Below are 23695 nucleotides of genomic sequence, written 5' to 3'. Positions count from 1 at the left end.
TTATAACCGGACTATTAAGGGAAATAATGCAAGGGGGATGTCGCTCTCCCTGACGGTCTTTACACAACTTTGACAATTACGTTATGGAAATGAAAGACGTGTGGTGATACAATAAGAGTCAAAATGATATTCTCAACAATCCTAACTGCTCTGATACCATATGGATTGGGGTTGGAGGGACGTAAGAAGCCTTCATTTTCGAAGCTTACTATGGAAAAGATTTGAGGAGGACGAATCATGACAACTGAACATAACCAAACGATCGACAATCTGTCCATCGCAACGATCCGGACATTGGCGATCGACGCGATCGAAAAAGCCAATTCCGGTCATCCGGGCATGCCGATGGGGTCTGCACCTATGGGCTACCAACTGTTCGCGAAGACGATGAACCATAACCCGGACCAGCCGGCGTGGATTAACCGCGACCGTTTTGTCTTGTCTGCAGGACATGGCTCCATGCTGCTCTACAGTCTGATTCACCTGAGCGGTTATGACTTGTCCATTGAGGATCTGAAGCAGTTCCGTCAATGGGGAAGCAAAACCCCGGGTCACCCGGAATTCGGCCACACGGCCGGCGTTGATGCAACGACAGGTCCGCTTGGACAAGGCGTGGCTATGGCTGTAGGTATGGCAATGGCTGAAGCTCATTTGGGCGCGACTTACAATAAAGACAGCTTCAATGTGGTTGATCACTATACGTATGCGATTTGCGGCGACGGTGACATGATGGAGGGCGTGGCTTCCGAGGCAGCTTCCCTGGCAGGTCATTTGAAGCTTGGCAAATTGATCATGTTGTACGATTCCAACGATATCTCCCTTGACGGCGAGCTTAACCTGGCATTCTCCGAGAACGTAGCGAAGCGCTTCGATGCTTATGGCTGGCAAGTGCTGCGCGTAGAAGACGGCAACGATTTGCCTGCGATCGAGAAAGCGATCGAGGAAGCGAAAGCCGATACGAACCGTCCGACGCTGATCGAAGTGAAGACCGTCATTGGTTATGGCAGCCCGAACAAACAAGGTAAAGGCGGCCATGGCGGTACGCACGGTTCTCCGCTTGGAGCTGATGAAGCGAAGCTGACCAAGGATTTCTATAATTGGGTATATGAAGAGGACTTCTATGTGCCTGAGGAAGTGCGCGAGCATTTTGGCAAAGTGAAAGAGCGCGGTATTGCGGCTTATCAAGCTTGGGTTGATCAGTTTGCGAAATACAAAGAGGCTTACCCGGAACTGGCAGCGCAATTCGAGCGCGGCGAATCCGGTGAACTGGCTTCAGGATGGGACAAAGACCTTCCGAAATACAGCGCGGATGACAAAGCGGTTTCCACTCGCGTAGCTTCCGGTAAAGCGCTGAACGGGTTGACTGCAGGCGTACCGCAGCTGCTCGGCGGATCGGCTGACCTGGAAAGCTCCACGATGACTCACTTGAACGACCTGGCCTCTTTCACAGCGAACAGCTACGAAGGCCGTAACGTGTACTATGGTGTTCGTGAATTCGCAATGGCCGGTGCCATGAACGGTATCGCCCTCCATGGCGGACTGAAGATTTTCGGCGGTACGTTCTTCGTATTTACGGATTATCTGCGTCCGGCGGTACGTTTGGCTGCGATCATGAAGCTGCCAGTTACGTATGTGCTGACTCATGACAGCATCGCTGTCGGTGAAGACGGCCCTACGCATGAACCGATTGAACAATTGGCCTCCCTGCGTATTATTCCAGGCCTGACGGTGATCCGTCCTGCGGATGCCAACGAAACTTCCGCGGCATGGGCTTATGCGGTTGAGAACACCGACCGTCCGGTAGCTTTGGTGTTGACACGTCAGAATCTGCCGATTCTTCCAGGTACGGTGGATCATGCACGTGAAGGCATCAAACGCGGCGCTTATGTTGTTGCCGATGCGAAGGATGGCAACGTGCAAGCTCAAATCATTGCAACGGGTTCTGAGGTTCAGCTTGCCGTTAAAGCGCAAGCAGCATTGGCTGAAGAAGGCATCAATGTACGCGTCATCAGCATGCCGAGCTGGGATCTGTTCGACAGCCAGGATCAGGCATACAAAGATTCCGTGCTGCTTCCTGACGTAAAAGCACGTCTGGCTATTGAAATGGCTCATCCGTTCGGATGGGAGCGTTATGTCGGAGACAAAGGCGACATCCTGGGCATCAACACATTTGGCGCTTCGGCTCCTGGCGACCGTGTCATTGCCGAGTACGGATTTACCGTTGAGAATGTGGTTAGCCGGGTAAAAGGCTTGCTGTAATCCAACGGATCTAACTCCATATTGATTTTCCGGCACCCGCATCATGCGGGTGCCGTCCATATATCAAGCCATAACTATGTTGGAGGAGGAGAGTTTGTCGATGTCACAATTTAAGAATGCTACCGTTACAAAGGCAGCCAACGTTTACTATGAGGGGAAGGTAACCAGCCGTACGGTGCTGCTGGACAGTGGCGAGAAGGTAACGCTCGGCATCATGCTTCCGGGAAGCTATGAATTCGGCACGGATGGCCCTGAGATTATGGAAATTTTGTCGGGCGATTTGCGTGTCCTGCTGCCCGGTGAGCAGGAGTGGTTAGAGATTCAAGGGGCCGCGACCTTTAACGTTCCGGGCAATTCAAGCTTTAAGTTGGAAATCCGCACCGTTACGGATTATTGCTGCTCTTATCCGACCATGTAATAAATTAAATGCTGCATGTGATTTCGTGTCCGTAAATGCACAACAAAAAGGCTCAAAGCCGTTGGCTTTGAACCCTTATTGTCAATGCTGGATATCAACGCATGCCGTTAACGGTGGTTGTTATAATGGACTCATTCTTCCGGAATCGGCACGATCTCGCCTTTGTAGCCTGGTGAGTGGTTATCAAGCTCTACGTATCCTTCGCCCCATTCCTTTCCGCGGTCGAGCAGTTTGTAGCTGGTGACGCCGGAAGGATAACGGAATGCGAATTCGGCTACAGTCCAGTTCCTGGCATCCGGCTGCTTACCGATCTCTGCTTGAATCGGGGGCAGGAAGAACAGGTTCTGATTGGCAGCCGCTTTGGCGGAGTAGTCCAGTTTGCCTTGCCATTTCAAGTATTTGACGCCACCCTGGATCTCGTAATATTCAGCGATGTCGTTATCGACCAGGAAGAAGCGATTGGAGTTGCCTTTTGGAAAATAATAATTCACGCCTTGCATTTCCACAGGGAGCATTTCCAGCTCAGGTTTCTGCAGTTGGGATGAATAAGGCAGCTTGGCTGCAGCATTCCGGGCGGTGGCCAGATCGGAGCTCTTTAAGTCAGCAAGCATAACGGCATCTGCTTTATTGATATAAGCCGTCTTTAGAGAACCATTCCAGTCGATGTCGGCATCAAAAGCTTGGGCTACGGCCCTCAGGGGAATCATGGTCTTGCCTTTATGGAGCAGCGGGGCTGCAGGCAGCGTCTTCTGAACTCCGTTCACTTCCATTCGGGTGCTACCCGCCGTAAGAATCACCGTTCGGTGATCACCCTGAATCGTCACCTGTTTCTTGCTGTTGTCGTACTTCATGACATAATTACCCAGAGGCTTGAGATCGGTTAGGGTAACAAAGGTGGAGCCCTGCTTAATCAGCACTTCACCGCTCGCGGTCACATTGTTAATCGAAGCGGTTGGTTTGGCTGCGGCAGAAGCCGGTGATACAGCTGTTACCGAAGATAGTACAGTGGTTAATAGGGCAGCGGCTGTCACTGCTTTTAAACCTTTGGTCCATTTCATGTTGTATTTCCTCCCTTCGCATAGTAGACGAAATAAAATGAAAAAAGTTTCTTCTGGAAGGAAAAATCATGAAAAGACCAAAAAAACTGGCTCCTTCTCCTGGTCCGGATGATCCGGAACCCAGCCCAGTATAAAGGAGGCCAGTGTAAGGTAAAGCATGGCTTAGCTGGTATTATGGCTGCTGTTCGCCGATTTTCTGGCCGATCCAGGCTTCATAGCATTTCACGACAGCGGAAAGATCCTCTTCGCCATAGCCTTCGCTGGCACCGGCTTGAAACAGGCTCTTTGCCAGATTCAGCATAGGGGAAGGCATTCCGATGCCATCGGTGAGTGAAGAGGCCAGCTTAAGGTCCTTGAGCATGAGCGCAAGTGAGAACTGGTTGCTGAAATCGCCCTCGATGATTTTGCGCCCCTTCAGCTCTGCCGCTTTGCTGCCAGCGGATCCCAGCTGCACGAGCTCCAGGAAGTTGTCAGCGGGAATGCCTGACTTCGCGGCGATGGCGAAGCCTTCGGCAAGCGCCAGATTGTTAATGCCCACAATGGTATTATGCGCAAGCTTCGCGACAGCGCCGCTTCCGTTAGGCCCCATGTGGATGACTTTTTTGCCTAGGGTGTCAAATACGTCCGCATGGGCTTCGATGACCGCGGCATCGCCGCCAACCATGAAGACCAAGGTTCCATCAATCGCTGCAGGCTTGCTGCCGGTTACCGGGGCATCCAGGAAGGAAGCGCCGAGACCGGATACGGCGGAAGCAATTTCCTTGACAAGGCTCTCGGAGATCGTACTGCAGTCAATGACGGTCATCCCGCTCTTCAGGGAGCCAAGCAGACCGTTCTCTCCGTAGAATACATCGCCGATGGATTGGTCGTTGCTTACCATGGTAATAACAAGATCTTGTCCTTCAGCCGCTTCACGAGGCGTCTCCGCAATGGAGGCTCCCTGTTCGGCGAGCGGACGGCATTTTTCGTGGGTGCGGTTATACACGGTCACATCGTAATCCTGCTTCAGCAGATTGGAGGCCATGGGAGCGCCCATGGTGCCCAGTCCGATAAACCCGATTTTTTTCATAGCTATATCACCTTCGATTATGGATTCCTGATCCACTCTATCTTAGCATGGGTTCCCGAAACGAAGCCAGCGTTTGTGAGGAATGGAAGCGGTAAGGAGATCCACGCATGAAGAATAGATGACAGTTGGCCCGTGAAACTTGCGGTCGTTATTAAATTAAAGTATCCTATTTCTAAATTCACAGGAGGTTTTAAGGCATGTCTAAAAAAATCAAGTTTGATTACAGTAAAGCACTGACTTTTGTTAATCAGCACGAAGTTGATTATTTCGCTGAGCCGATCCGCACAGCTCATGAACAGTTACATAACGGTACGGGTGCCGGCTCCGATTATCTGGGCTGGATCGACCTGCCGACGCAGTATGATAAAGAAGAATTCTCGCGCATCCAGAAAGCGGCTGCCAAAATCCAAAGCGATTCGGACGTTCTGATCGTTATCGGAATTGGTGGCTCCTACCTCGGGGCACGCGCGGCCATCGAAATGCTGTCGCATTCGTTCTATAATGAGCTGTCGAAGGACCAGCGCAAGACACCGGAAATCTATTTTGCGGGTAACAACATCAGCTCCACTTATGTGACTCACCTGCTTCAATTGATTGAAGGCAAAGACTTCTCCGTCAACGTCATCTCCAAATCCGGCACAACGACGGAGCCGGCTATCGCATTCCGTATTTTCCGTGCGGAACTGGAGAAGAAATACGGCAAGGAAGAAGCTCGCAAACGTATTTACGCTACGACAGATCAAGCGAAGGGCGCCCTCAAGAAGCTGGCTTCCGAGGAAGGCTACGAGTCCTTTATCATCCCTGACGATGTGGGCGGACGTTATTCCGTGCTGACAGCGGTTGGTCTGCTTCCGATTGCTACGGCAGGCATCAACATTGAAGAAATGATGCAAGGCGCGGCTGACGCATCCAAGGAATACAGCAGCCCGAACGTAGCCGAGAACGAGGCATACCAATATGCGGCGGTTCGTAACGCGCTTTACCGTAAAGGCAAAGGCATCGAGATCCTCGTGAACTACGAGCCTTCCCTGCATTTTGTATCCGAGTGGTGGAAGCAGCTTTACGGCGAGAGCGAAGGCAAGGATTACAAGGGGATCTACCCGGCATCCGTCGATTTCTCTACCGATCTGCACTCCATGGGTCAATTCATCCAGGAAGGCAGCCGCAACATCTTCGAGACGGTCATTCAGGTTGAGAACGTATCCGAGCATATTACGATTGAATCGGATCCGGATGATCTGGACGGATTGAACTTCCTGACCGGGAAAACATTGGATTTTGTCAACAAAAAGGCCTTCCAAGGCACCATGCTGGCCCATACAGACGGACAAGTTCCGAATTTGATTGTGACAATTCCAGATTTCACTCCCTATTCGTTCGGATATCTGGTATACTTTTTCGAAAAGGCCTGCGGTATCAGCGGCTATCTGTTGGGTGTCAACCCGTTTGACCAACCGGGCGTAGAGGCGTACAAGAAAAATATGTTCGCATTGCTCGGCAAACCTGGGTATGAGAAAGAGAAGGCCGAATTGGAAGCTAGACTTTCCGATTAACCTGACACTTTCATTAGATTAGACGTAAGACGCTGAAGGAAGCAGTCCGCTGGCATATCATTGCCGTGGACTGCTTTCTTGGCAATATAGAGGTGGTTGTAGTTTCATGCTGGATCGTTACAAAACGGTACGTCAGACGGGCTCCAAAGAGATTGTCATCAAGAAATCGCGTTTCATCGGGCACGTAATGCCAGTTGAAACCGAAGAGGAAGCCGTCGCTTTTATTGAAGAGATCAAGAAAAAACATTGGAATGCTACCCATAATTGTTCTGCTTATATGATCGGAGAGCGGGATGAGATTCAGAAGCAATCGGATGACGGGGAACCGAGCGGAACGGCGGGTAAGCCGATTCTCGAGGTGATCCGCAATCAGGGGCGGAAGAATGTAGCCATTGTGGTCACGCGTTATTTTGGCGGCATTATGCTGGGTGCGGGCGGATTGATCCGGGCGTACACCGACGGAGCCGTGGCTGCGATTGAGTCAGGCGAACCGATTACAAGGGTTCTGCACCGGGAGATTTTCGTGGAGCTGGATTATACCTGGCTGGGTAAGGTGGAGAACGAGCTTCGTAACCGGGGCGTTCGTATGGGAGAGACAAACTTTGCCGACACGGTGACCTTGACCTGCTTGCCGCTCGATGGTGATGCGGAGAGCTTTATGACTTGGATGGTGGATTTGACACAGGGGCAGTCCTTGATCACAGAGGGAGAGCGGCTTTATTTTATTGAAGGGGAATAAAATAATATGGCAAGAAGAGCAGTAGAACGCGAGTTGTCGAGAGAGCGGATACTGGAAGCAGCCAGGCATTTGTTCATAACCAAAGGATACAGGGCCATATCGATGCGAAGCATCGGGCAGCATCTGGGTTACAGCCATGGCTCCTTGTATTATCATTTTAAGGAAAAGGCGGAGCTTTTCTACGCCATTGTCATGAAGGACTTTAATGATCTAAATGATTTGCTGTTGGAAATCTCAGGAAAGCCTCCCTGTGATGGGGTATCGAAGCTGGAGCAGCTGATGCTGGAATTCGTTCGTTTCGGTCTGGATAATCCTTACCAATACGAAATCATGTTCATGATTCGGGACGAAGAACTGCTGTCCTACTGTCGCTCTGAGCAGGGACGCTGTTTTGAAATGTTTGCTATGCTGGTCCGTCAGTATTTGCTTGAGGAGAATTACAGTGAGGAAGAACGGCGAACCGTTCCGCTGACTTTGTTTTTGTCGCTGCATGGATTTATATCGTATTATATTCAGGACAGAATTGGTTTTGATGAGATTAAACCAGCCGCTCTTACCCATATCAAAGTGTTATGCCGGAGTCTATACAGCAGGGTCTGATTTTGAAATGTTGCCAAGACGTGTAGTTTGATACTTCAATCCGTTACAACGATCTAGCGTTGAAACGTCAATCACCTAATGAATAAAATACAGACAGGTCCACGCCCCCTAGCATGTGCCTGTCTGCTTTTTGTGTTGTTATACATGTGCTGGCGTCAACATAAAATCTTATTTAAGGGATCATCCTTCCATGATCTTCACATGATATTGGCGCTGCCTCGGACCATCAAATTCACAGAAATAAATGCCCTGCCAACGTCCGAGAAGCAGGTGTCCGTTCTGAATGATCACGGTCTGGGAAGGGCCGCAGGTGATCGATTTGAGGTGGGAAGCGGTGTTGCCCTCCGCATGGCGATACTTGGGATGATTCCATGGATAGACTTCATCCAGCGACATCAGGACGTCCCGTTTCACATCAGGATCCGCATTCTCATTGATGGCAATCCCCGCCGTCGTATGCGGACAATAGATCAGCACCGTTCCCTGCTGGACCCCGCTCTGTTTCACGTAGGAGTGGATCTCCCTTGTAATATCCCTCATCTCATTGCGGCCTTGCGTATCTAATTCACCGGTATACAGCATGTAGAATACCTCCTCATTTTTTAAGAGATAAGAAAGTATAAACATCCGAGGCTTAGCATCCTTATCTCGCAAGAAAAACTTCCGCTAAATGCGGTCTGTCTACTGAGAAAGTACGTCGACAGACGTTTTTCTTACCATTTCTATTATTTTACCCGATAAAGTGCAAAAGATGGATTGACGATGGGATTCAGCTTTTGGTAAAGTATGTGTAAAGAAAACCAAGTATACAAATAGGAAATATAAAGATGGTTTGTGAAAGTGTCGACCGGGATGCCATCCGGAGGCGGGAGGGATATGATATGACAACATGGATTCGTCATAAAGGTTGGACTTGGGGTTTTCGAAGTACCGTGCTGCTTTATTTTCTTGCCTTGATCGTACTGCCGATCTTTGGGGTATATGTGCAATCATTCTCTGCAGGATGGAGTCATTTTACGGAGAGCGTTATGGATCCGATAGCGTGGAAGGCTGTGCTGCTTACCATCAAGCTGGGCGTCATCTCTACTTTCATCAACGTGCTTATCGGAACGATGATTGCATGGGTGCTCATACGTTATAAGTTTCCGGGAAGGACGCTGCTGAACAGTCTGGTCGACCTGCCCTTTGCGCTTCCGACAGCCGTAGGCGGTCTGATGATATTGCTGCTGCTGGGCCCCGGGAGCTTTCTCGGTGGCATAGCAGAGAAATTGGGTTTTGAAATTGTGTTCCACCAGCCCGCGATTGTGATAGCGATGATGTTTGTCACGTTTCCGTTTGTCATCCGGGCGGTTCAGCCACTGCTGGAGGAGCTCGACCCGCTGGAGGAAGAAGCGGCATATACGATGGGAGCTTCCAGGACGAGAACCTTTTTTAAAGTCATCCTGCCGTCGATGCTCCCAGGGATTATAAGCGGAGGCATGCTGGCATTCTCAAGAGCATTGGCCGAATTCGGGGCCGTTGTCTTGGTGGCCGGCAACATTCCGGGAAGAACGCTGATTGCATCGGTTTTTATTTTTGGTGAGGTCGAGAGCGATAATCCTGCAGGAGCAGCTGCCGTATCTATTCTGCTCCTTACCCTCTCTTTCATCATCCTCTGGGTGATTAATGCCGTACAGCAGAGGGGGAGACGAGCTTGAGACGTCTGTGGATCGGACTTACGTACGCCGTATTTATCATTCTGCTAATCATCCCCCTGTCTCGAATTGCGATCGGTGCGTTTGATAAAGGTCTGAATGGGTTTGCCGAAGGTCTGTTCAGGCCGGAAGCGTTGCATGCCCTGATGATGACGGGTCTTATCGTGGTATTCGTTACGTTCTTTAATACGTTATTTGGCATCATGATGGCGTTGTACCTGGTACGGGCGAATTGGCTCAGCCGCAAGATCAAAGGCATTCTGAACAGCATTGTCGATCTGCCTTATGCGGTATCGCCGGTCATTGGCGGTTTGATGATTGTACTGCTGCTCGGACCTGACAGCATCATGGGCGGTTTTTTTGAAGGGATCGGGTTTAAGGTGGTGTATGCTTTCCCGGGCATGGTGATCGCGACACTCTTCGTCACGTTTCCGCTCATGGTTCGAGAGGTCATGCCTGTCCTGCAGGAAATTGGGAATGATCAGGAACAAGCGGCAGCGACGCTAGGGGCTTACGGATGGACAACGTTCCGGAAAGTAACGTGGCCTTCCATCCGATGGGCTGTCGTATATGGCCTGGTGCTCACGGTAGCCCGTTCATTGGGCGAGTTTGGTGCAGTGCTGGTAGTGTCCGGTAATATCATGAACAAAACTCAGACGGCGACGACGCTTGTATATCAGGATGTGGAGAATTTTAACGTGTCTGCGGCGAATGGCGTCGCATTGGTATTGGCTGCCTTCTCGGTAGGACTTTTGCTGCTGATGGAATGGGCCAAAAAAAGAAAGGATGTGCATTGATATGCATGTGGAAGTTCGCGATCTGAACAAGCATTTCGGTACGTTTCATGCCGTCAAAGATGTCAGCTTTGAGATTGAGAAGGGACATCTGATCGGACTTCTGGGGCCCAGCGGAGGCGGTAAAACCTCCATCCTGCGCATGCTGGCGGGACTCGAGAATCCGGACTCCGGGCAAATCTCCTTTCATGGTCAAGTGGTCAATGATCTTCCGCCGCAGGAGCGCGGAATCGGCTTTGTGTTCCAGAATTATGCCTTGTTTAAGCATATGACCGTATTTGATAACATCGCTTTCGGCTTGAAGGTGAAGAAGACTCCCAAGGCCATAATCAAGGACCGGGTCATGGAATTGGTGGAGCTGACCGGTTTAGCAGGTTTCGAGAGCCGCTATCCGCACCAGTTATCCGGTGGACAGCGTCAGCGTGTAGCCTTTGCCAGAGCGCTCGCGCCTGAACCGCAGCTGCTCTTATTGGATGAACCGTTCGCAGCCATCGATGCGAAGATCCGCCAGGAGCTGCGCTCCTGGCTTCGCGAGCTGATCGAGCGGGTCGGCATAACGTCGATTTTTGTGACGCATGACCAGGATGAGGCGATTGAAGTCGCGGACGAAATTATGATTATTAATCAGGGGCGTGTTGAGCAGAAGGGAACGCCTTGGGATATTTACAAGGAGCCGAAGACGCCGTTCGTTGCTTCGTTCATAGGCGAATCCACCGTGATTTCGAGCGCAGCCGAGCTGAAGGGATTTGAGGCAGCGGCTAACAAGAATGCGACGCGTGCGCTGATTCGTCCGGAATATATCGAGATTGGCAGCAAGCATGATTTCAGCGTGCTGTCCGCAACAGAGACGGGGATCGTCCGTCATCTGCATTTCCGCGGCAGCGAATGGCTGGTGGAGGTAGAGGTTAAGGGACATAAGCTGATCACCTACCGTTCACTGGAGAAGGAAACGCTGTATCCGGGTCAAGAGGTCCGCGTCCTCGTTCACCGGGCTTATCTCTTTAATGAAGAGCACAGCTGGATCGAGGAGAATCGACTGAAGGTCGACCCGATGCCAATTATGATCTGATGATTCTAAATATCCGAAGGGAAGTGGATTCATTCATGCGGATCTTGAATATGAAACGTAACTCATTCCTGCTGGTTGGCATGGCCCTTCTCTTCAGTTTTGTTATGGCAGGATGCACGAGTGGCCCGCCCGATAGCGAAGAAGTGATAACCCCAACCGGAGAGAGAACGATCGTTCTGGGCGCGTATAGCGTGGCCAGAGATGCCCTGTCCGAGATCATCCCTGCTTTTCAAGCGCAGTGGAAGGAACAGACGGGAGAAACGATTCGGTTTCAGGAATCCTACGAGGCTTCCGGAACACAAGCTCGTGCCATCACGGGCGGATTTGAGGCCGACGTCACGCTGCTTGCCATGGAAGGGGATGTCGACAAGCTGGTCAGGGAAGGGCTTGTGGACCCGGAATGGAAATCCCAGCCGTATAACGGCATGGTGACACGTTCGATTGTCGTTCTCGGCACGCGCGAGGGAAATCCGAAAGGGATACGGGATTTCGACGATCTGACCCGATCGGACGTCAAGGTGTTGTATCCGAACCCGAAGACCTCGGGCGGCGCCCAGTGGGACATTAACGCGATCTACGGCGCGGGGCTGAAACAATCCGAAGAGAACGGAAAGCGTGATCCTGCCGAAGCGAAAGCTTTCCTTGAAGCGGTTCACCGCAATGTGGAATCGCTCGATAAAAGCGGGCGGGCTTCCATGGCGGCTTTTGAATACGGGGTCGGAGATGTGATCGTAACGTATGAGAACGAGCTGCTTGCCCGGATTGCCCAAGGCGTCCAGTATGATATCGTTGTGCCGCAGCATACGATGCTGATCGAGAATCCGGCTGCAGTCGTCAAACGTTTTGCTGAAAAGCACGGCACTCAGGATGTATCGGCCGCTTTTGTGGAGTACTTGCGCACACCGGAGGCGCAGAACATCTTCGTGAAATATGGGTTCCGTCCGGTTGAAGAATCGGTGTTTGAACAGACGAAGGATCGGTTTTTCAATCCGCCGGGGCTATTTGATATCGAGTATCTGGGTGGATGGGATCAGGTACGCGAGACGCTGTATTCCAAGCGTGGAGTCTGGTATCAGGTACTGGCCGGGCTATGATGCTTGATGGCAAATGGAGCGATTGGATGGGTTCATGAGGGATAGTGTGTATGGGTTGCGTTTCGTAATGACCCGTCAATCAAAAAGAGAGAAAGCGAGCCGTCCAGGATCTCCTGGCCGGCTCGCTTTCTTGGTATTTATAGAACATTAGCAATCGTCTGAATAACGCCTCATGCGCTGCAAATATTCCACGTATACGAATTGCGCAGTACATCTTGCCCTACACGCGCGCTTTCTGCGCTTCCCATTCTTCGCGCAGAATGCCCATGCGAATGGAATCGTAGTAGACGCCCGCGTAATATCTGCACTTCCGCATGCGGCCTTCAAGCTGCATGCCAACCTTCTCCGCGCAGCGCATCATTCTCGGATTGCCGGACCAGGTGGTAATGCCGACACGGGCAATGGTGAGATTTTGGAATAGGCATTCAATCCAGAGCGACAGTGCTTCCGTACCGTAGCCACCGCTCCAATGGCTCGGATCGTAAATCAGGATTCCGGCTTCCAGCCAGCGTGAGGCTTCATGCTCCCAATAAAACGTGACGATGCCAATCGTCTTTCCCTCGGCTTCGATGAGCAGGTCACTCGGAAATTGATCGGTTTCGAAGTCGGCGTTCCACTGCGTTTCAAAAATTTCATAGGAAATCTGCTTGAGCGGGAAATAAGGAGCGTCGTATTTTTTCCATTCCGGATTCTCGGTGCCATAGATCAAATTATATAAAACAGGGGTATCCTCGGGTTTCCTGGATCTTAGCGTAACTTTGCTGCCTTCAAGAAGGATTTTTTGCATATGTAGAAATTCCTTTCGCTCTGTATTCTGTATATGCCTTAAGTATGGTGCAGGTTCTCTACATTGTAACGGTGATGAAGTTGATTGCCAACTTAATTTGGATAATTGATCCTTTATATGAAACATTAGGTGGGGGCATTCCGTCAATAGCAGATAGACAAAGAATCTGACATTGAAGGGGGACAAGGTTATGCGAAAAAGAAAGGTACTCACAGGCCTATGCTTGCTTATTGGGCTTACCGCTTGCGCTCAGGGCAGCGAGATCCAGTCAGGGGAACCGCAAGGAATTGTGCATAAGCAGCCCAAAGTGAAGGAATTGTCGGCTCAGGAACGCAAAGAGGTATTGGGCAAGGTAGATACCGGCATGGTGAAAGCGCAGAATGATTTTGGTTTGCGTTTGCACCAGGCGTTATCGAATAGCTCTGAGTACAAGAGCGGTAATCTGATTATTTCTCCATACAGCATCACGCAAGCTTTGGCACTTGCCTATAACGGGACAGCCGGCGATACGGCTGCCGAGATGTCCGATGTACTTGGATGGAAGGGCATGAGTGTGGACGATATCAACGAAGGCAACCGCCAGCTGCGCTCCTTACTGGAGAACGGGGGAGGCGTCGTGCTGAATGTGGCCAATTCCGTGTGGCACCAGCAAGGACTTGAGATGAAGAAGCCGTATTTGCAGACCGTTAAGGATAGCTATCGTGCTGAAGTTAAGGAGGCCAACTTGATGCATGCCGATGCCATGGATGCTATAAACCAGTGGGTGAACGACAAGACCAGCGGCATGATCCCTTCGATATATGATAAACCTCCGGGCGGCGTTGCGGTTCTGATCAATGCCATTTATTTTAACGGCGGGTGGATGGATGAATTTGATCCGGCAAATACCGTGGATGAAGAATTCACGCTTTCTGACGGCACTACACAAAAAATTCCGATGATGAAGCGGGAAGGACGATATAGTTACAAAGAAGGGGAGTCCTGGCAGGCCATTCGCATTCCGTATGGAGATGGCCGCATGCACATGCTGGTCATCCTGCCGAAGGAATCCTCATCCATGGGTGAGCTGCATCAGCAGCTGTGGAAGGATGCGTCCGTCTGGAAAGGCGATTTCCCGCATGAGACCATCCAGCTTGGGCTGCCCAAATTTAAGGTAGAACAGACCTTCGAGCTCCCGGATGCGCTTCAAAGTCTGGGGATGATTCAGGCATTCGACAGGGATGCAGCTGATTTTAGCGCCATGGCACACGATGGAGAGAAATTTTGGATTGATAAGATAAGACATAAAACCGTAGTTGATGTCAGTGAGAAGGGCACGGTGGCCGCAGCGATTACAGCCGTGGGGATCGAGACAACCGCTGCTGAGCCTACCGAGCCGATCGTCATGAATATCAACCGCCCTTTTTTCTTTGCCATTGAAGATCGGGACACAGGCACATGGTTATTTATGGGGTCTGTTTTGAGACCTTAGCATATACTATACCAACATGCGCCTGCCATAATTTTCACCCAAAAATAGGCAACTTTGTTATAATGGTCGAATAAGACTAAAATGTATAACAAAGGGAGAATAGGATGTGCCTATGACCATACCGAAGCCGAATTTATTCATAGGTTCTTCCAGAGAGGCCATCAAGTATGCACGGGCGATCCACGAACAAATCAAACGATCCGCTCAAGTGACACCTTGGTACGGCGGGACGTTCGGGGCTAACCTGTATACGATGGAAGCTTTGGAGAAGCAGCTTGCGTCCAGTGATTTTGGTGTGTTCGTCTTTTCTCCGGATGATGTGGCCCTCATTCGAGGCAAACATGTATTTGTTACCCGCGATAACACGTTGTTCGAAATGGGGCTGTATTGGGGAAGGCTCGGGCGACGAAGGGTGTACTGCATCATCCCGGATCAAGTGGAGGCAGACAGCAGTTCCGTTCAAGATGTTATCGTTAAGGAATATCATCTACTCTCCGACTTGCAGGGCATAACGCTGCTCGAATACGAACTGCGAAGCGATGACGATTACAAATCGGCCGTCGATGTCGCTTGCGGGCATATTCTGAGTGCGATCGAAACCGAAGGGTTCTACAACAACCCGAGCACCGTGATTGAGCAGAAGGATGCGGAGCTGAAGCGCAAGCAAAGCGTGCTGCATTTTTTCTGGGAATATAACCGAAATGTGCATGTGATTGATGAAGCGGAAAAATATCATGCACTGAGTGAAGCTGTCCGAAACTCCTTGCTCCCACCGGCTGCAGGGGACTTCAGGGTGACCGGCGCCGCGTTCTGGGGCCGAAGAGATGAAGGCATTGCCCAAATTGGGGGTAATGTAGGTAGAGGACGGTATTTCCCGTTCGATGGGAATAAGGAACATTCGCCAAGTAACCAGTCGATTTACGTGATAGATGTCTATAATAGTGGAAAATGGGCATTTTATCACGAAGAGGAAGTTGCGCAGGTGTATGTGTTCTGCTATCCTTTAGGTGTAAATCATGTATTGTCCGTGCATTTTACGGGACATGAGATTCTTACGGATGAAGATCTCGCGGAGGTTGTAGAGCAGAATCGTGAGCTGCTTCGTACCATCAGGCATTTAGTTGGAGGGGATTCGTCGTGAGCAGGAATGAGAAGAAGAGAACGTCAGGTCATCCGCAGGGGTCCGCCAATAGCAGCAGCTGGGTGGTTCGGGGACCCGTACCGATGATGAGTACGCTGAAATCCCGGAAGCGCTCGGTCAGACGCTCAAGCAAGAGCAGTGTATATGTTGGTCCTTCCGTAGAAGGTGTAGATAAGAAATACGTCAAGGTCATCAGCGGAGCTGTTGACGATAATAAGCCCTCGTTTGCTTAATGAATTGCTATCATAGCCATATCGATCGTATGACAGAAATGACGAAAGACCGTTCGGGATGATCCGGGCGGTCTTTGTTTTTTCTTCATTGACTTATACAATATAAGGACAAGGTTTGCGTAACCAAGAACGAATCGATAACACAAATGGGGGATGTCATGTGAGCGGGGATACATTGTCTTTTTTGGGAACGGGAGATGCCATGGGCGTTCCGCGGGTATATTGCGATTGCGAGGTATGCACGGAAGCTCGGAATACGGGAATCAATCGGCGTTTGCGCTCTGCCGTGATGGTGGGGTGCGAAGAAACGACTTTCATGATCGACTGCGGCCCGGATTGGCGCTTTATGATGGAGGGGCTGGGAAAGCGGAAGATGAGCGATATGCTGATTACGCACGCCCATTTTGATCATATCGGCGGTCTTCCGGAATGGAGTGATGCCTGCAGATGGCAGAGGGAAAAAGGTCGGTTATACGCCCCTGCCGAGGTGCTGGAGCAGATTGTACGCCAGTATCCATGGCTTCCGCGCCAGATGGAGATGACGGCTGTGGACGATGGGATGACGCTTGGCGGCTGGGAGATTTCCTGCTGGAAGGTAAACCATGGACAGAACGGGTACTCCTACGCATACCGGTTCCTGAAGGAAGGGTACACATGGGTATACAATTCAGACTCGATTAATCTGAGCCCTGCGGAAAAGGAACCGCTGAAGGACGTGGATCTCCTGGTGCTGGGAACGAGCTTTGTTCATGAAACTGCCAAATTCGAGACGCGCTCCGTTTATGACATGAAGGAAGCGGCAGAGCTGCTCGCCGAGGTGAAGCCTCGCCAAACGGTGTATACCCATATGTCGCACGACGTCGACGTTCGGAATGAGCTGCCTCTTCCAGAGGGAGTCCGTGTGGCGATGGCGGGGATGACAGTAAAGCTGAGCAAGTGAAGAAAATTATGAGTTCTTGTGACTAGGAGCGTGAAAATGTAGCGGAAGCGATTACGCAGCCCAGTGGGGATGCCTTACACAGGTTTGAAGGCGCCGCTCTCTTACACAGACCTGGCCATGCCGTATCGATCAGGGTACAGCAGCTTGAAGCCGGCCTGTTGGTACAGCTTGATTCCGGGCACGTCCGTGATGACAGTGACCTCGGCTCCGCTTGGCGCTATTTTTTCCAGGCGGGAGAGCAGCTCGGACACAATCATCTCTTCAACCCCCTGATCAAGGTGAGAGGCCGCAACCATAATATCCACCAGTTGAAAATAGAAAGTGCCGTCACCTACGACCCTTCCCATCCCGATCAGCCGGTCATGGCCGTCTCTGGCCAGAAGGGACAGCACGCTGCGGTTTAGCGCTGTCTCTATGGCCGCAATCTCAACCTCAGGCAGTCCTGCATCTACTCTTAGATCCATGTATTCTTTATTCTGTGGAACATCCTCGGTTATGTGCACGTTCATCATAATCAGCCTCCCGCTGTTAAGAATAAGTTCAACTCGTCTCTACACCACTCAATATACAACATTGATGCAAGTGAGAAGATGTCTTGTAGCGAATCTAACCAAGTCAACGGTGTTATCCCACAGGCCTTCTCATAGCACTTTAATGTTTTAATTTAAGGTTTGCCAATGGCTTGCGATTCTGGTAAAGTAGGTTCTCAATCGTGATTGGGGAGGGAACGGCATGCATTACTACAAGCCGAAAGATATCGCCAAAGAGCTGCACATCAGCACGAGTGCTTTAAGGCATTATGAAGCTTGGGGAGTGGTACCCCCTCCTGCCCGGAACGAGAAAGGCTACCGTTTATACACGCAAATGCATATGGCCTACTTCCGTTGTCTGCGCGCCATGTTTCCGGGCTTTGGTTACGCGGTGACTTATGATGTGATTCGCCACATTCAGAAGAGGGAGATGGATGAAGCCCTCTGGGTCGTGAATGGGGAGCAAGTTAAACTGTTGCAGGAAAAAAACATTGCGGATGAAACGCTTGCGTTGCTTGAGAATCCCGAGCTTAACATCATCAAGGACAAAAAGCTCAAAGCCCATATGACGATCGGGGAAGTCGCCGAACTGACCAACGTGGAGTCGTCCGCCATCCGTCACTGGGAGAAGGAAGGTTTGATCACCCCGGATCGAAACCCCGAGAATGGATATCGGCTGTACACCCCGTCGCAAGTCAGGCAGATTTTGCTGATTCGCTCGCTCAGGCGGACTGTATATTACTTGGAGAGTATCAAGGAGATTATTCAGGCCGTGGAGCATCAGAGCATTGAGCAGGCACAAAAAATGGTTCGCGAAGCGTTATCCGTCATTCATCAACGGAATCTGCAGCAATTCAACGGCATTCATAAATTGATGGAGCTGTGCATGGAGGTAGGCCTGCTGGAGTTCAACGATACGGCACTTCTGAAGCCGATTCTGACGTTTAACCCGGACCGGGAATAACGGACAGGCGTAAGGCCTTTGCGCCACCCCAGTTGACCGGTTAGGGAACGCAATGGCTGCGTTTTTTATGGACACAAACAAGCCCCCATGGATATCATGGAGGCTTGTTTGTGTAGATCTATTTGTCCCGTATATTAACCTTGGTTGAGCACGAATTTATCAATGACATGCTTCACGCCGTCCTCGTTATTCCCGAGCGTAACGTAATCGGCAATCGCTTTAAGCGGCTCGATCGCATTGCCCATGGCGACGCCAAGACCGGCGGCTTCCAGCATCTCGTGATCGTTCCAGGAGTCGCCGACAGCGATGGTTTCCTTGAGATCGCAGCCGAAATGATCCGCAAGGAAGGTGAGGGCATGTCCCTTAGTGCCTTCCTTATGCATGAACTCCAGAAAATGCGGTTTGGATTTGGTAATATGCATGTCATCGCCCAGCAGCTCACGGAATACAGGGATCAGTTCATCCAGATAGTCGGGATCGTCAATGATGAGCATTTTCGGGGTCTGTTTCTGAACCATCTTCATAAAATCAGGCTCGATATAATACGGCGTCCGGTTCAGGGCGCAGTAATCGATCAGCTTCTGATTCTCTTCACGGGCATACAGCTTGTCATCGATGTAGGTTTGCAGATGGAGATTATGCTCTACGCAGTATTCATACAGCTTCACGGCAGCGTCGACGGGAACGAAGCGTTCGTAGAGAACCTTCTCGTCGAGCAGATTTTTAATTAAGGCACCTTGGTAGGTGATAATAGGAACATTAAGTCCGGTTTGGCGGGCAATTGCTTGAGCAGACGCATAGGCACGTCCGGTTGCCAGTGTCACAACGACACCGTGGGCTACGGCTTGCTCAAGCGCCTGCTGGACGCCGGGGGTTACTTCCTTATCGTCATTGATCAAGGTGTCGTCAATGTCGATGGCCATCAATTTGTAAGTTGTCATGGGTATCTCTCCTTTTGTTTCTGTCTCTGTCTTTAACTCTATTGTACCTTCTGTGGCGCAGACTTCAATTCCGCAATCACCATTCCCGCCAAAATGCACAGACAACCGATGCCGCCGATAAGCGTAAGCAGTTCTCCCGCGAACAGGATTCCGGTCAGCGCGGCGAATACCGGCTCCGTTGCATAGATGATGGCCACCCTGGATGGCGTCGTATATTTTTGACAGACGGTTTGGATCCAGAAGGCGAATGCGCTGGTAGGTCCGATGGATATAGCCAGTGCCCACAGCACGTTCGGCTGGGTCAGCTTCTCCATCAGGTCGGTCATATTGCCGACATGTTCGGTCAGTGCAGATGCCGCTAAGCTAAATACTCCCACGACAGCCATCTGGAGCGCCGCCAGCAGCAAAGCAGGGTATCGACCGGCATAAACGCCCGTATAACCAATATGGAGCGCAAAACCGATGGCGCAAACGAATACGAGCAAATCCCCCTTATTCAAGCTCATGCCGGAACCGGTGAAGGTAAGCAGATACAGACCCGCTGCCGCAAGCAAGGCACTGATCCAGGTGAATCTGGAGATGGAGTGCTTTAACAGGGCATAGGATATGAAAGGGACCAGCACGACGGACAAGCCGGTAATAAAGCCTGTATTGGACGTGGTTGTGTACAGAAGGCCCGCGGTTTGAAAGGCATACCCTATAAATAAAAAAAGACCTAGCAGGCAAGCATGCAGCAGCATTTTGCCGGATATTAGCTTCCACTGGCTCCGGTAAAAGAGGGTAATGATCAATACAAGGAGCAGGGCCGCTCCCAAAAAGCGGACCGAATTGAAGGCCATCGGCGGGAGCACGCGGACCGCATGCTGAACGATGAGGAACGTAGATCCCCACATCATGGCCACCAGAAGCAGGCTGAGATCGGCAATTCGTGAGCGATTCACTCGGAAGTCATCCTTTCTTGAAGATGTGAAACTCCTGATGAGATTCCCGTACATTCGTCCCCGGTCGTAACCTTGGGGCAAGTGATCAAATTGTATCCCATATCAGAGAATCGGACAACCATTTTTAAGCCTAACCAAAGTGGAAGGGGTAGACAAAAAGAGGATGATTTTGCTATACTAATGAACCGAACGTATATTCTCATGACCCTGGGTTATCGGACGTGAAGACCGGCAACTCCATCGATCCCATAGTCAGCATTGAGCTTAGAAAGGAAGATTGTCATCATGATGGGCAGAGCTCATTTGATTATTAGCACAGGGGTTACGTTATCCGTCATGGGCATGAGCGAAGTGCCTGTCACGTTGCCGGCTGCCGCAGTGGCTTTGGTTAGCGCACTGCTTCCCGACATCGACGAGCCCAACTCCCTGCTGGTCCGCAAAGCCATTCCTTCCGGGCTGCTGCGAATCCTCCAGCTAGCGATGATTGGCGCAGCCATCTTCGTTGTCTTCTACGGCAAGGAGTATGCCCCATGGAACATCGCCCTGGCCGGGCTGATCGGGGTTGTTTCGTACCTGCCGAGCCGGACCCTGCGCCATATCGTCATGTTCCTGATCGGTCTCGGACTGATCTCCTTCGGGCAGGGCTTCAGCCCATGGAACACAATCGCAGGCAGCGTGCTCATTGCAGGCTCCTTGGTGACCCACCGGGGGTTAACCCATACCGTCTATGCCGCTGCCGGATGGACGGGCCTGCTGTATTTTGCATCGCAGGGCAAGATCGGCGGGGAAAGCTTATGGTTTGCCGGCGGTTTATCCTACTCCATCCATTTGCTTGCAGATGCATTGACCAATCGCGGAATCCGTCCGCTTCCTCCGTTCAAATGGAGAATTAAACTGAAAATCATGAGCACCGGAAGCAAATGGGGACGCACGGTAGAGAATGTATGTATCGTGTTAACACTGGTCCTTGTTTGGTATGTGTTTATGGCCTCATCTTGATCCGAGGTATACCTGTTTGAAATGAAAAGCCTCTCACCCTTATGCATGCAGCATACGGGCGGGAGGCTTATTTAATACGAGCCGGCTCTATTCCTCAAGAAAAATCAAGCCGATCAAATCGTCGAGCTCAAGGTTGCCGAAGTAATGCTTGACGTTGATGCCGGATAGCGCTGTGCGCACAGCAGTTTCTTCATACCGTTTGCCGCGAAGCAGGTTCTCGATATCAGCGACATCGCCGACGCCGAAGAAGTCGCCGTAAATCTTGATCTCCCCGATATGTCCTTCACGGATGTCCATGCGGATATCAATAATGCCCACCGGGAACTTCTTGGCATGCTTCACATTGCTTTCAGGGGAGAGTCCATAGTTCCAATCCCAATTCTGATAGCGTTCCTTTGAAATCTGGTTGATGATCTCCCAGTCCTTCTCTTGAAGGACATATTGCGGTACTTGATCCGGCTCCATACCGAAAATCGAGCGAAGCAGCTCGGCACGGAACTGTTCAATGGTCATATCCGTACCAAGCAGCTCCTTAATATTCGCCACGCGGCTGCGGACGGATTTGGTGCTCTTGGATTTGAATTTTTCCGGATTGGCATTCAGCGAGGCTTGTACATCATCCAGGTTCAGATTGAACATGAGCGTGCCGTGGCTGAACATGCGTCCCCGCGTCGAGAACTGCGCGTTCCCCGAAATTTTCTTCTCGCCGACCTGCAGGTCATTCCGGCCGCTCAGCTCGGCGGGTACACCCATCTTTTGCAGGAAGTCGATGACCGGCTGCGTGAACTTCAGGAAGTTGTGGAAGGACTGGCCGTCATCCTTCGTAATGAAGCTGAAATTCAGGTTGCCGAGATCATGGTATACGGCCCCGCCCCCGGACAACCGGCGTACAACCTGAATGTTGTTGTCACGAACGTATTCCTGGTTGATCTCTTCGATCGTATTCTGATGCTTTCCGATAATAATGGAAGGCTTGTTGATATAAAAGAGAAGGTAGCTCTCGTCCATGGACAAGTGCTTCAAGGCATATTCTTCAATTGCTAGATTAATGGATGGATCGTGGATCCCCTGATTATCGATAAATAGCATAGTATCCTCCGTCGTCACAATTCAAAATGTGGTGCTTCCAGACTATTGTAAACCAATTTTAAGACAGAGACAAAGGATTCCATGTTGACGAGTCAGGGACAGTAGCGACATAATGATGGCATTACATAACGGCAGGACTTGCAAGAGTCCAGGGCATGGAACAGGAGGAGCCCTTATGAACGACAAAAAACAACCCTTGATCGAGGTGTACGGCCATGGAGGGGACGTGGAGACGGCCGCTGCCGCATTCGGAAGGCAAGCCTCGGCTTTCTTGGATTACAGCGCCAATATTAATCCGCTTGGACCGCCGCAAGGAGTTATTACGGCCTTACAAGAGGGAATGAGTGCGGTCATTCGTTATCCGGATCCGGGACACCGCAAGTTCAAGGAGCTGCTCGCAGCAGAGCTAGGCACCGATCCCCGGCGAATCCTTGTCGGCAACGGAGCGGCAGAGTGCATGGCGCTGTTGTTGATGGGGCTATCGCCAGGGACTGTGGGCGTGGTTGACCCGTGTTTTTCCGAATACCGGGAATTGTCTTTAAAATTTGGTTCCGACATCCGCTCCGTGTGCGGACATCCGGAGAGGGACTGGAGAGCAGACAAGGCGGATGTAATGGAACTGATAGCTTGCACGGATCTCGTGTTTTTAGGACAGCCCAACAATCCAAATGGGGTTCAGTACAGCCTTGAGGATATCCGTGAAATAGCGGCATGCGCAGAGCAAGAAGGGACCTGGCTGGTGCTGGATGAAGCCTTTATCGACTTTATTCCGCTGGGAGACAGACAGACCCTGATGCCAGAGCTTCATGACTATCCTCGAACCGTGATTGTCAGATCGATGACCAAGTTTTATGCGATTCCGGGCCTGCGGCTCGGGTATACGGCCGCGCATCCCGATGTGATACGCAAGATGGCAGGCAAGCAGGTGACGTGGAGTGTCAATGGACTGGCGCTGCTTGCGGGCGAGGCTTGTCTTGGCAGCGGCAGGGACTACGAGCAGAATACGCTGCAATTGATTCTCGCAGAGCGTCAGAAGCTCATACATGGTTTACGAGCATTGGGGCTGGACGTTACGCCGGGCGAGGCTAATTTTCTACTCATGGAGCTTCCGCGGCCATGGCGTGCCGAGATGTTTCAGTCGGAGATGGGAAGACGCGGCGTGCTTGTCCGCAGCTGCGCCATGTACCCGGGCCTTGGTGAGCGTCATATCCGGCTAGCCGTTAAACATGCCGCAGATAACGACAGGCTGCTTGCCATTATGGCGGAGGTTCTTGGCATTTCTTCTGAAGACGCAACTTAAGGGTATTAAACG

General features: G+C 51.1%; 24 protein-coding genes. 16 read left to right on the top strand and 8 right to left on the bottom strand.

All coding sequences use genetic code 11. The features are described 5' to 3' along the window. The first annotated feature begins 237 nt into the window (after positions 1-237). Complete coding sequence (gene tkt, locus MHH48_RS28720) at positions 238-2259, top strand: transketolase (protein WP_076324633.1); 2022 nt, start codon at positions 238-240, stop codon at positions 2257-2259. Positions 2260-2359: 100 nt separating this feature from the next. Beyond that, complete coding sequence (locus tag MHH48_RS28715; protein ID WP_076324632.1) at positions 2360-2677, top strand: pyrimidine/purine nucleoside phosphorylase; 318 nt, start codon at positions 2360-2362, stop codon at positions 2675-2677. 131 nt (positions 2678-2808) lie between these two features. Here the strand turns inward: MHH48_RS28715 and MHH48_RS28710 are convergent, their stop codons facing one another. Further along, on the bottom strand, positions 2809-3735 hold the full coding sequence (locus MHH48_RS28710; RefSeq protein WP_076324631.1) for a copper amine oxidase N-terminal domain-containing protein: 927 nt from the start codon (positions 3733-3735) through the stop codon (positions 2809-2811). 172 nt (positions 3736-3907) lie between these two features. Then, entirely contained in the window at positions 3908-4804 is an 897-nt protein-coding gene (locus MHH48_RS28705; protein ID WP_076324630.1) for an NAD(P)-dependent oxidoreductase, read from the bottom strand. Between the two features lie 197 nt (positions 4805-5001). On the opposite strand from MHH48_RS28705, the gene MHH48_RS28700 reads away from it, so the two are divergent. The 3 genes from MHH48_RS28700 to MHH48_RS28690 all read left to right on the top strand — a co-directional run bounded on the left by MHH48_RS28700 (position 5002) and on the right by MHH48_RS28690 (position 7696). Continuing rightward, entirely contained in the window at positions 5002-6357 is a 1356-nt protein-coding gene (locus MHH48_RS28700) for a glucose-6-phosphate isomerase (protein WP_076324629.1), read from the top strand. Positions 6358-6463: 106 nt separating this feature from the next. Beyond that, positions 6464-7096 (top strand): YigZ family protein, encoded by a 633-nt coding sequence (locus tag MHH48_RS28695; RefSeq protein ID WP_076324628.1) that lies wholly within the window; start codon positions 6464-6466, stop codon positions 7094-7096. 6 nt (positions 7097-7102) lie between these two features. After that, entirely contained in the window at positions 7103-7696 is a 594-nt protein-coding gene (locus tag MHH48_RS28690) for a TetR/AcrR family transcriptional regulator (RefSeq protein ID WP_076324627.1), read from the top strand. Positions 7697-7876: 180 nt separating this feature from the next. Here the strand turns inward: MHH48_RS28690 and MHH48_RS28685 are convergent, their stop codons facing one another. Then, on the bottom strand, positions 7877-8278 hold the full coding sequence (locus tag MHH48_RS28685) for a secondary thiamine-phosphate synthase enzyme YjbQ (RefSeq protein WP_076324626.1): 402 nt from the start codon (positions 8276-8278) through the stop codon (positions 7877-7879). A gap of 299 nt (positions 8279-8577) precedes the next feature. Between MHH48_RS28685 and cysT the strand changes: the two genes are divergently transcribed. Genes cysT through MHH48_RS28665 form a run of 4 tightly spaced genes read left to right on the top strand, consistent with a single transcriptional unit; the run spans position 8578 to position 12347 of the window. Further along, positions 8578-9393 carry a sulfate ABC transporter permease subunit CysT gene (gene cysT, locus MHH48_RS28680; protein WP_076324625.1) on the top strand — a complete coding sequence of 272 codons (816 nt, stop codon included), beginning with the start codon at positions 8578-8580 and terminating at the stop codon, positions 9391-9393. Next, on the top strand, positions 9390-10187 hold the full coding sequence (locus tag MHH48_RS28675) for a sulfate ABC transporter permease subunit (protein ID WP_076324624.1): 798 nt from the start codon (positions 9390-9392) through the stop codon (positions 10185-10187). Before cysT ends, MHH48_RS28675 begins: the two co-directional genes overlap by 4 nt. A gap of 1 nt (position 10188) precedes the next feature. Beyond that, positions 10189-11253: a sulfate ABC transporter ATP-binding protein gene (cysA, locus tag MHH48_RS28670; protein WP_076324623.1), complete on the top strand. Its 1065-nt coding sequence runs from the start codon at positions 10189-10191 to the stop codon at positions 11251-11253. Between the two features lie 35 nt (positions 11254-11288). Beyond that, on the top strand, positions 11289-12347 hold the full coding sequence (locus MHH48_RS28665; protein WP_076324622.1) for a sulfate ABC transporter substrate-binding protein: 1059 nt from the start codon (positions 11289-11291) through the stop codon (positions 12345-12347). Between the two features lie 220 nt (positions 12348-12567). On the opposite strand, the gene MHH48_RS28660 is transcribed toward MHH48_RS28665, so the two are convergent. After that, positions 12568-13134 (bottom strand): GNAT family protein, encoded by a 567-nt coding sequence (locus tag MHH48_RS28660; protein ID WP_076324621.1) that lies wholly within the window; start codon positions 13132-13134, stop codon positions 12568-12570. A 190-nt stretch (positions 13135-13324) separates the two neighbouring features. Here MHH48_RS28660 and MHH48_RS28655 point away from each other — a divergent pair, with 190 nt between their 5' ends. The 4 genes from MHH48_RS28655 to MHH48_RS28640 all read left to right on the top strand — a co-directional run bounded on the left by MHH48_RS28655 (position 13325) and on the right by MHH48_RS28640 (position 16919). After that, positions 13325-14605, top strand: a complete 1281-nt coding sequence (locus tag MHH48_RS28655; protein WP_076324620.1) for a serpin family protein — start codon at positions 13325-13327, stop codon at positions 14603-14605. 112 nt (positions 14606-14717) lie between these two features. Continuing rightward, positions 14718-15746 (top strand): TIR domain-containing protein, encoded by a 1029-nt coding sequence (locus MHH48_RS28650; RefSeq protein WP_076324619.1) that lies wholly within the window; start codon positions 14718-14720, stop codon positions 15744-15746. Continuing rightward, entirely contained in the window at positions 15743-15979 is a 237-nt protein-coding gene (locus tag MHH48_RS28645) for a hypothetical protein (RefSeq protein WP_076324618.1), read from the top strand. The genes MHH48_RS28650 and MHH48_RS28645 overlap by 4 nt, the downstream gene beginning before the upstream one ends. 160 nt (positions 15980-16139) lie before the next feature. Next, positions 16140-16919 (top strand): MBL fold metallo-hydrolase, encoded by a 780-nt coding sequence (locus tag MHH48_RS28640; protein ID WP_076324617.1) that lies wholly within the window; start codon positions 16140-16142, stop codon positions 16917-16919. 101 nt (positions 16920-17020) lie between these two features. Here the strand turns inward: MHH48_RS28640 and MHH48_RS28635 are convergent, their stop codons facing one another. Then, positions 17021-17431, bottom strand: coding sequence for a GNAT family N-acetyltransferase (locus MHH48_RS28635; RefSeq protein WP_076324616.1), 411 nt, complete (start codon positions 17429-17431; stop codon positions 17021-17023). Positions 17432-17651: 220 nt separating this feature from the next. Between MHH48_RS28635 and MHH48_RS28630 the strand changes: the two genes are divergently transcribed. Beyond that, on the top strand, positions 17652-18413 hold the full coding sequence (locus MHH48_RS28630; protein WP_076324615.1) for a TioE family transcriptional regulator: 762 nt from the start codon (positions 17652-17654) through the stop codon (positions 18411-18413). 134 nt (positions 18414-18547) lie between these two features. Here MHH48_RS28630 and MHH48_RS28625 read toward each other — a convergent pair whose 3' ends face one another. Both MHH48_RS28625 and MHH48_RS28620 read right to left on the bottom strand, forming a co-directional pair. After that, a complete protein-coding gene (locus tag MHH48_RS28625) occupies positions 18548-19354 on the bottom strand; it encodes a Cof-type HAD-IIB family hydrolase (protein WP_076324614.1) in 807 nt (268 codons plus the stop codon). Between the two features lie 38 nt (positions 19355-19392). Further along, the gene (locus MHH48_RS28620) at positions 19393-20295 is read right to left on the bottom strand and encodes a DMT family transporter (RefSeq protein ID WP_076324613.1); all 903 of its coding nucleotides are present in this window, start codon (positions 20293-20295) and stop codon (positions 19393-19395) included. A gap of 285 nt (positions 20296-20580) precedes the next feature. Between MHH48_RS28620 and MHH48_RS28615 the strand changes: the two genes are divergently transcribed. Next, the gene (locus MHH48_RS28615; RefSeq protein WP_076324612.1) at positions 20581-21294 is read left to right on the top strand and encodes a metal-dependent hydrolase; all 714 of its coding nucleotides are present in this window, start codon (positions 20581-20583) and stop codon (positions 21292-21294) included. An 87-nt stretch (positions 21295-21381) separates the two neighbouring features. On the opposite strand, the gene MHH48_RS28610 is transcribed toward MHH48_RS28615, so the two are convergent. Continuing rightward, positions 21382-22383: a lipoate--protein ligase gene (locus MHH48_RS28610; RefSeq protein ID WP_076324611.1), complete on the bottom strand. Its 1002-nt coding sequence runs from the start codon at positions 22381-22383 to the stop codon at positions 21382-21384. Positions 22384-22558: 175 nt separating this feature from the next. On the opposite strand from MHH48_RS28610, the gene cobD reads away from it, so the two are divergent. Next, a complete protein-coding gene (cobD, locus tag MHH48_RS28605) occupies positions 22559-23683 on the top strand; it encodes a threonine-phosphate decarboxylase CobD (RefSeq protein ID WP_076324610.1) in 1125 nt (374 codons plus the stop codon). The last annotated feature ends 12 nt before the right edge of the window (positions 23684-23695 follow it).

Source organism: Paenibacillus sp. FSL F4-0100, from assembly GCF_037993005.1.
Taxonomy (GTDB): Bacteria; Bacillota; Bacilli; order Paenibacillales; family Paenibacillaceae; genus Paenibacillus_AQ.
This window is presented reverse-complemented; position numbering and strand designations above follow the sequence as displayed.

Bases quoted from the DNA above. Each gene is read 5' to 3' on its own strand.
- MHH48_RS28630 (WP_076324615.1), top strand. From the start codon at position 17,652: ATGCATTACTACAAGCCGAAAGATATCGCCAAAGAGCTGCACATCAGC.
- cysA (WP_076324623.1), top strand. From the start codon at position 10,189: ATGCATGTGGAAGTTCGCGATCTGAACAAGCATTTCGGTACGTTTCAT.
- MHH48_RS28695 (WP_076324628.1), top strand. From the start codon at position 6,464: ATGCTGGATCGTTACAAAACGGTACGTCAGACGGGCTCCAAAGAGATT.
- MHH48_RS28610 (WP_076324611.1), bottom strand. From the start codon at position 22,383: ATGCTATTTATCGATAATCAGGGGATCCACGATCCATCCATTAATCTA.
- MHH48_RS28615 (WP_076324612.1), top strand. From the start codon at position 20,581: ATGATGGGCAGAGCTCATTTGATTATTAGCACAGGGGTTACGTTATCC.
- MHH48_RS28685 (WP_076324626.1), bottom strand. From the start codon at position 8,278: ATGCTGTATACCGGTGAATTAGATACGCAAGGCCGCAATGAGATGAGG.
- MHH48_RS28635 (WP_076324616.1), bottom strand. From the start codon at position 17,431: ATGATGAACGTGCACATAACCGAGGATGTTCCACAGAATAAAGAATAC.
- MHH48_RS28710 (WP_076324631.1), bottom strand. From the start codon at position 3,735: ATGAAATGGACCAAAGGTTTAAAAGCAGTGACAGCCGCTGCCCTATTA.
- cobD (WP_076324610.1), top strand. From the start codon at position 22,559: ATGAACGACAAAAAACAACCCTTGATCGAGGTGTACGGCCATGGAGGG.
- MHH48_RS28665 (WP_076324622.1), top strand. From the start codon at position 11,289: ATGCGGATCTTGAATATGAAACGTAACTCATTCCTGCTGGTTGGCATG.
- MHH48_RS28625 (WP_076324614.1), bottom strand. From the start codon at position 19,354: ATGACAACTTACAAATTGATGGCCATCGACATTGACGACACCTTGATC.
- MHH48_RS28650 (WP_076324619.1), top strand. From the start codon at position 14,718: ATGACCATACCGAAGCCGAATTTATTCATAGGTTCTTCCAGAGAGGCC.
- tkt (WP_076324633.1), top strand. From the start codon at position 238: ATGACAACTGAACATAACCAAACGATCGACAATCTGTCCATCGCAACG.
- MHH48_RS28715 (WP_076324632.1), top strand. From the start codon at position 2,360: ATGTCACAATTTAAGAATGCTACCGTTACAAAGGCAGCCAACGTTTAC.
- MHH48_RS28700 (WP_076324629.1), top strand. From the start codon at position 5,002: ATGTCTAAAAAAATCAAGTTTGATTACAGTAAAGCACTGACTTTTGTT.
- MHH48_RS28705 (WP_076324630.1), bottom strand. From the start codon at position 4,804: ATGAAAAAAATCGGGTTTATCGGACTGGGCACCATGGGCGCTCCCATG.
- MHH48_RS28655 (WP_076324620.1), top strand. From the start codon at position 13,325: ATGCGAAAAAGAAAGGTACTCACAGGCCTATGCTTGCTTATTGGGCTT.
- MHH48_RS28660 (WP_076324621.1), bottom strand. From the start codon at position 13,134: ATGCAAAAAATCCTTCTTGAAGGCAGCAAAGTTACGCTAAGATCCAGG.
- cysT (WP_076324625.1), top strand. From the start codon at position 8,578: ATGACAACATGGATTCGTCATAAAGGTTGGACTTGGGGTTTTCGAAGT.
- MHH48_RS28690 (WP_076324627.1), top strand. From the start codon at position 7,103: ATGGCAAGAAGAGCAGTAGAACGCGAGTTGTCGAGAGAGCGGATACTG.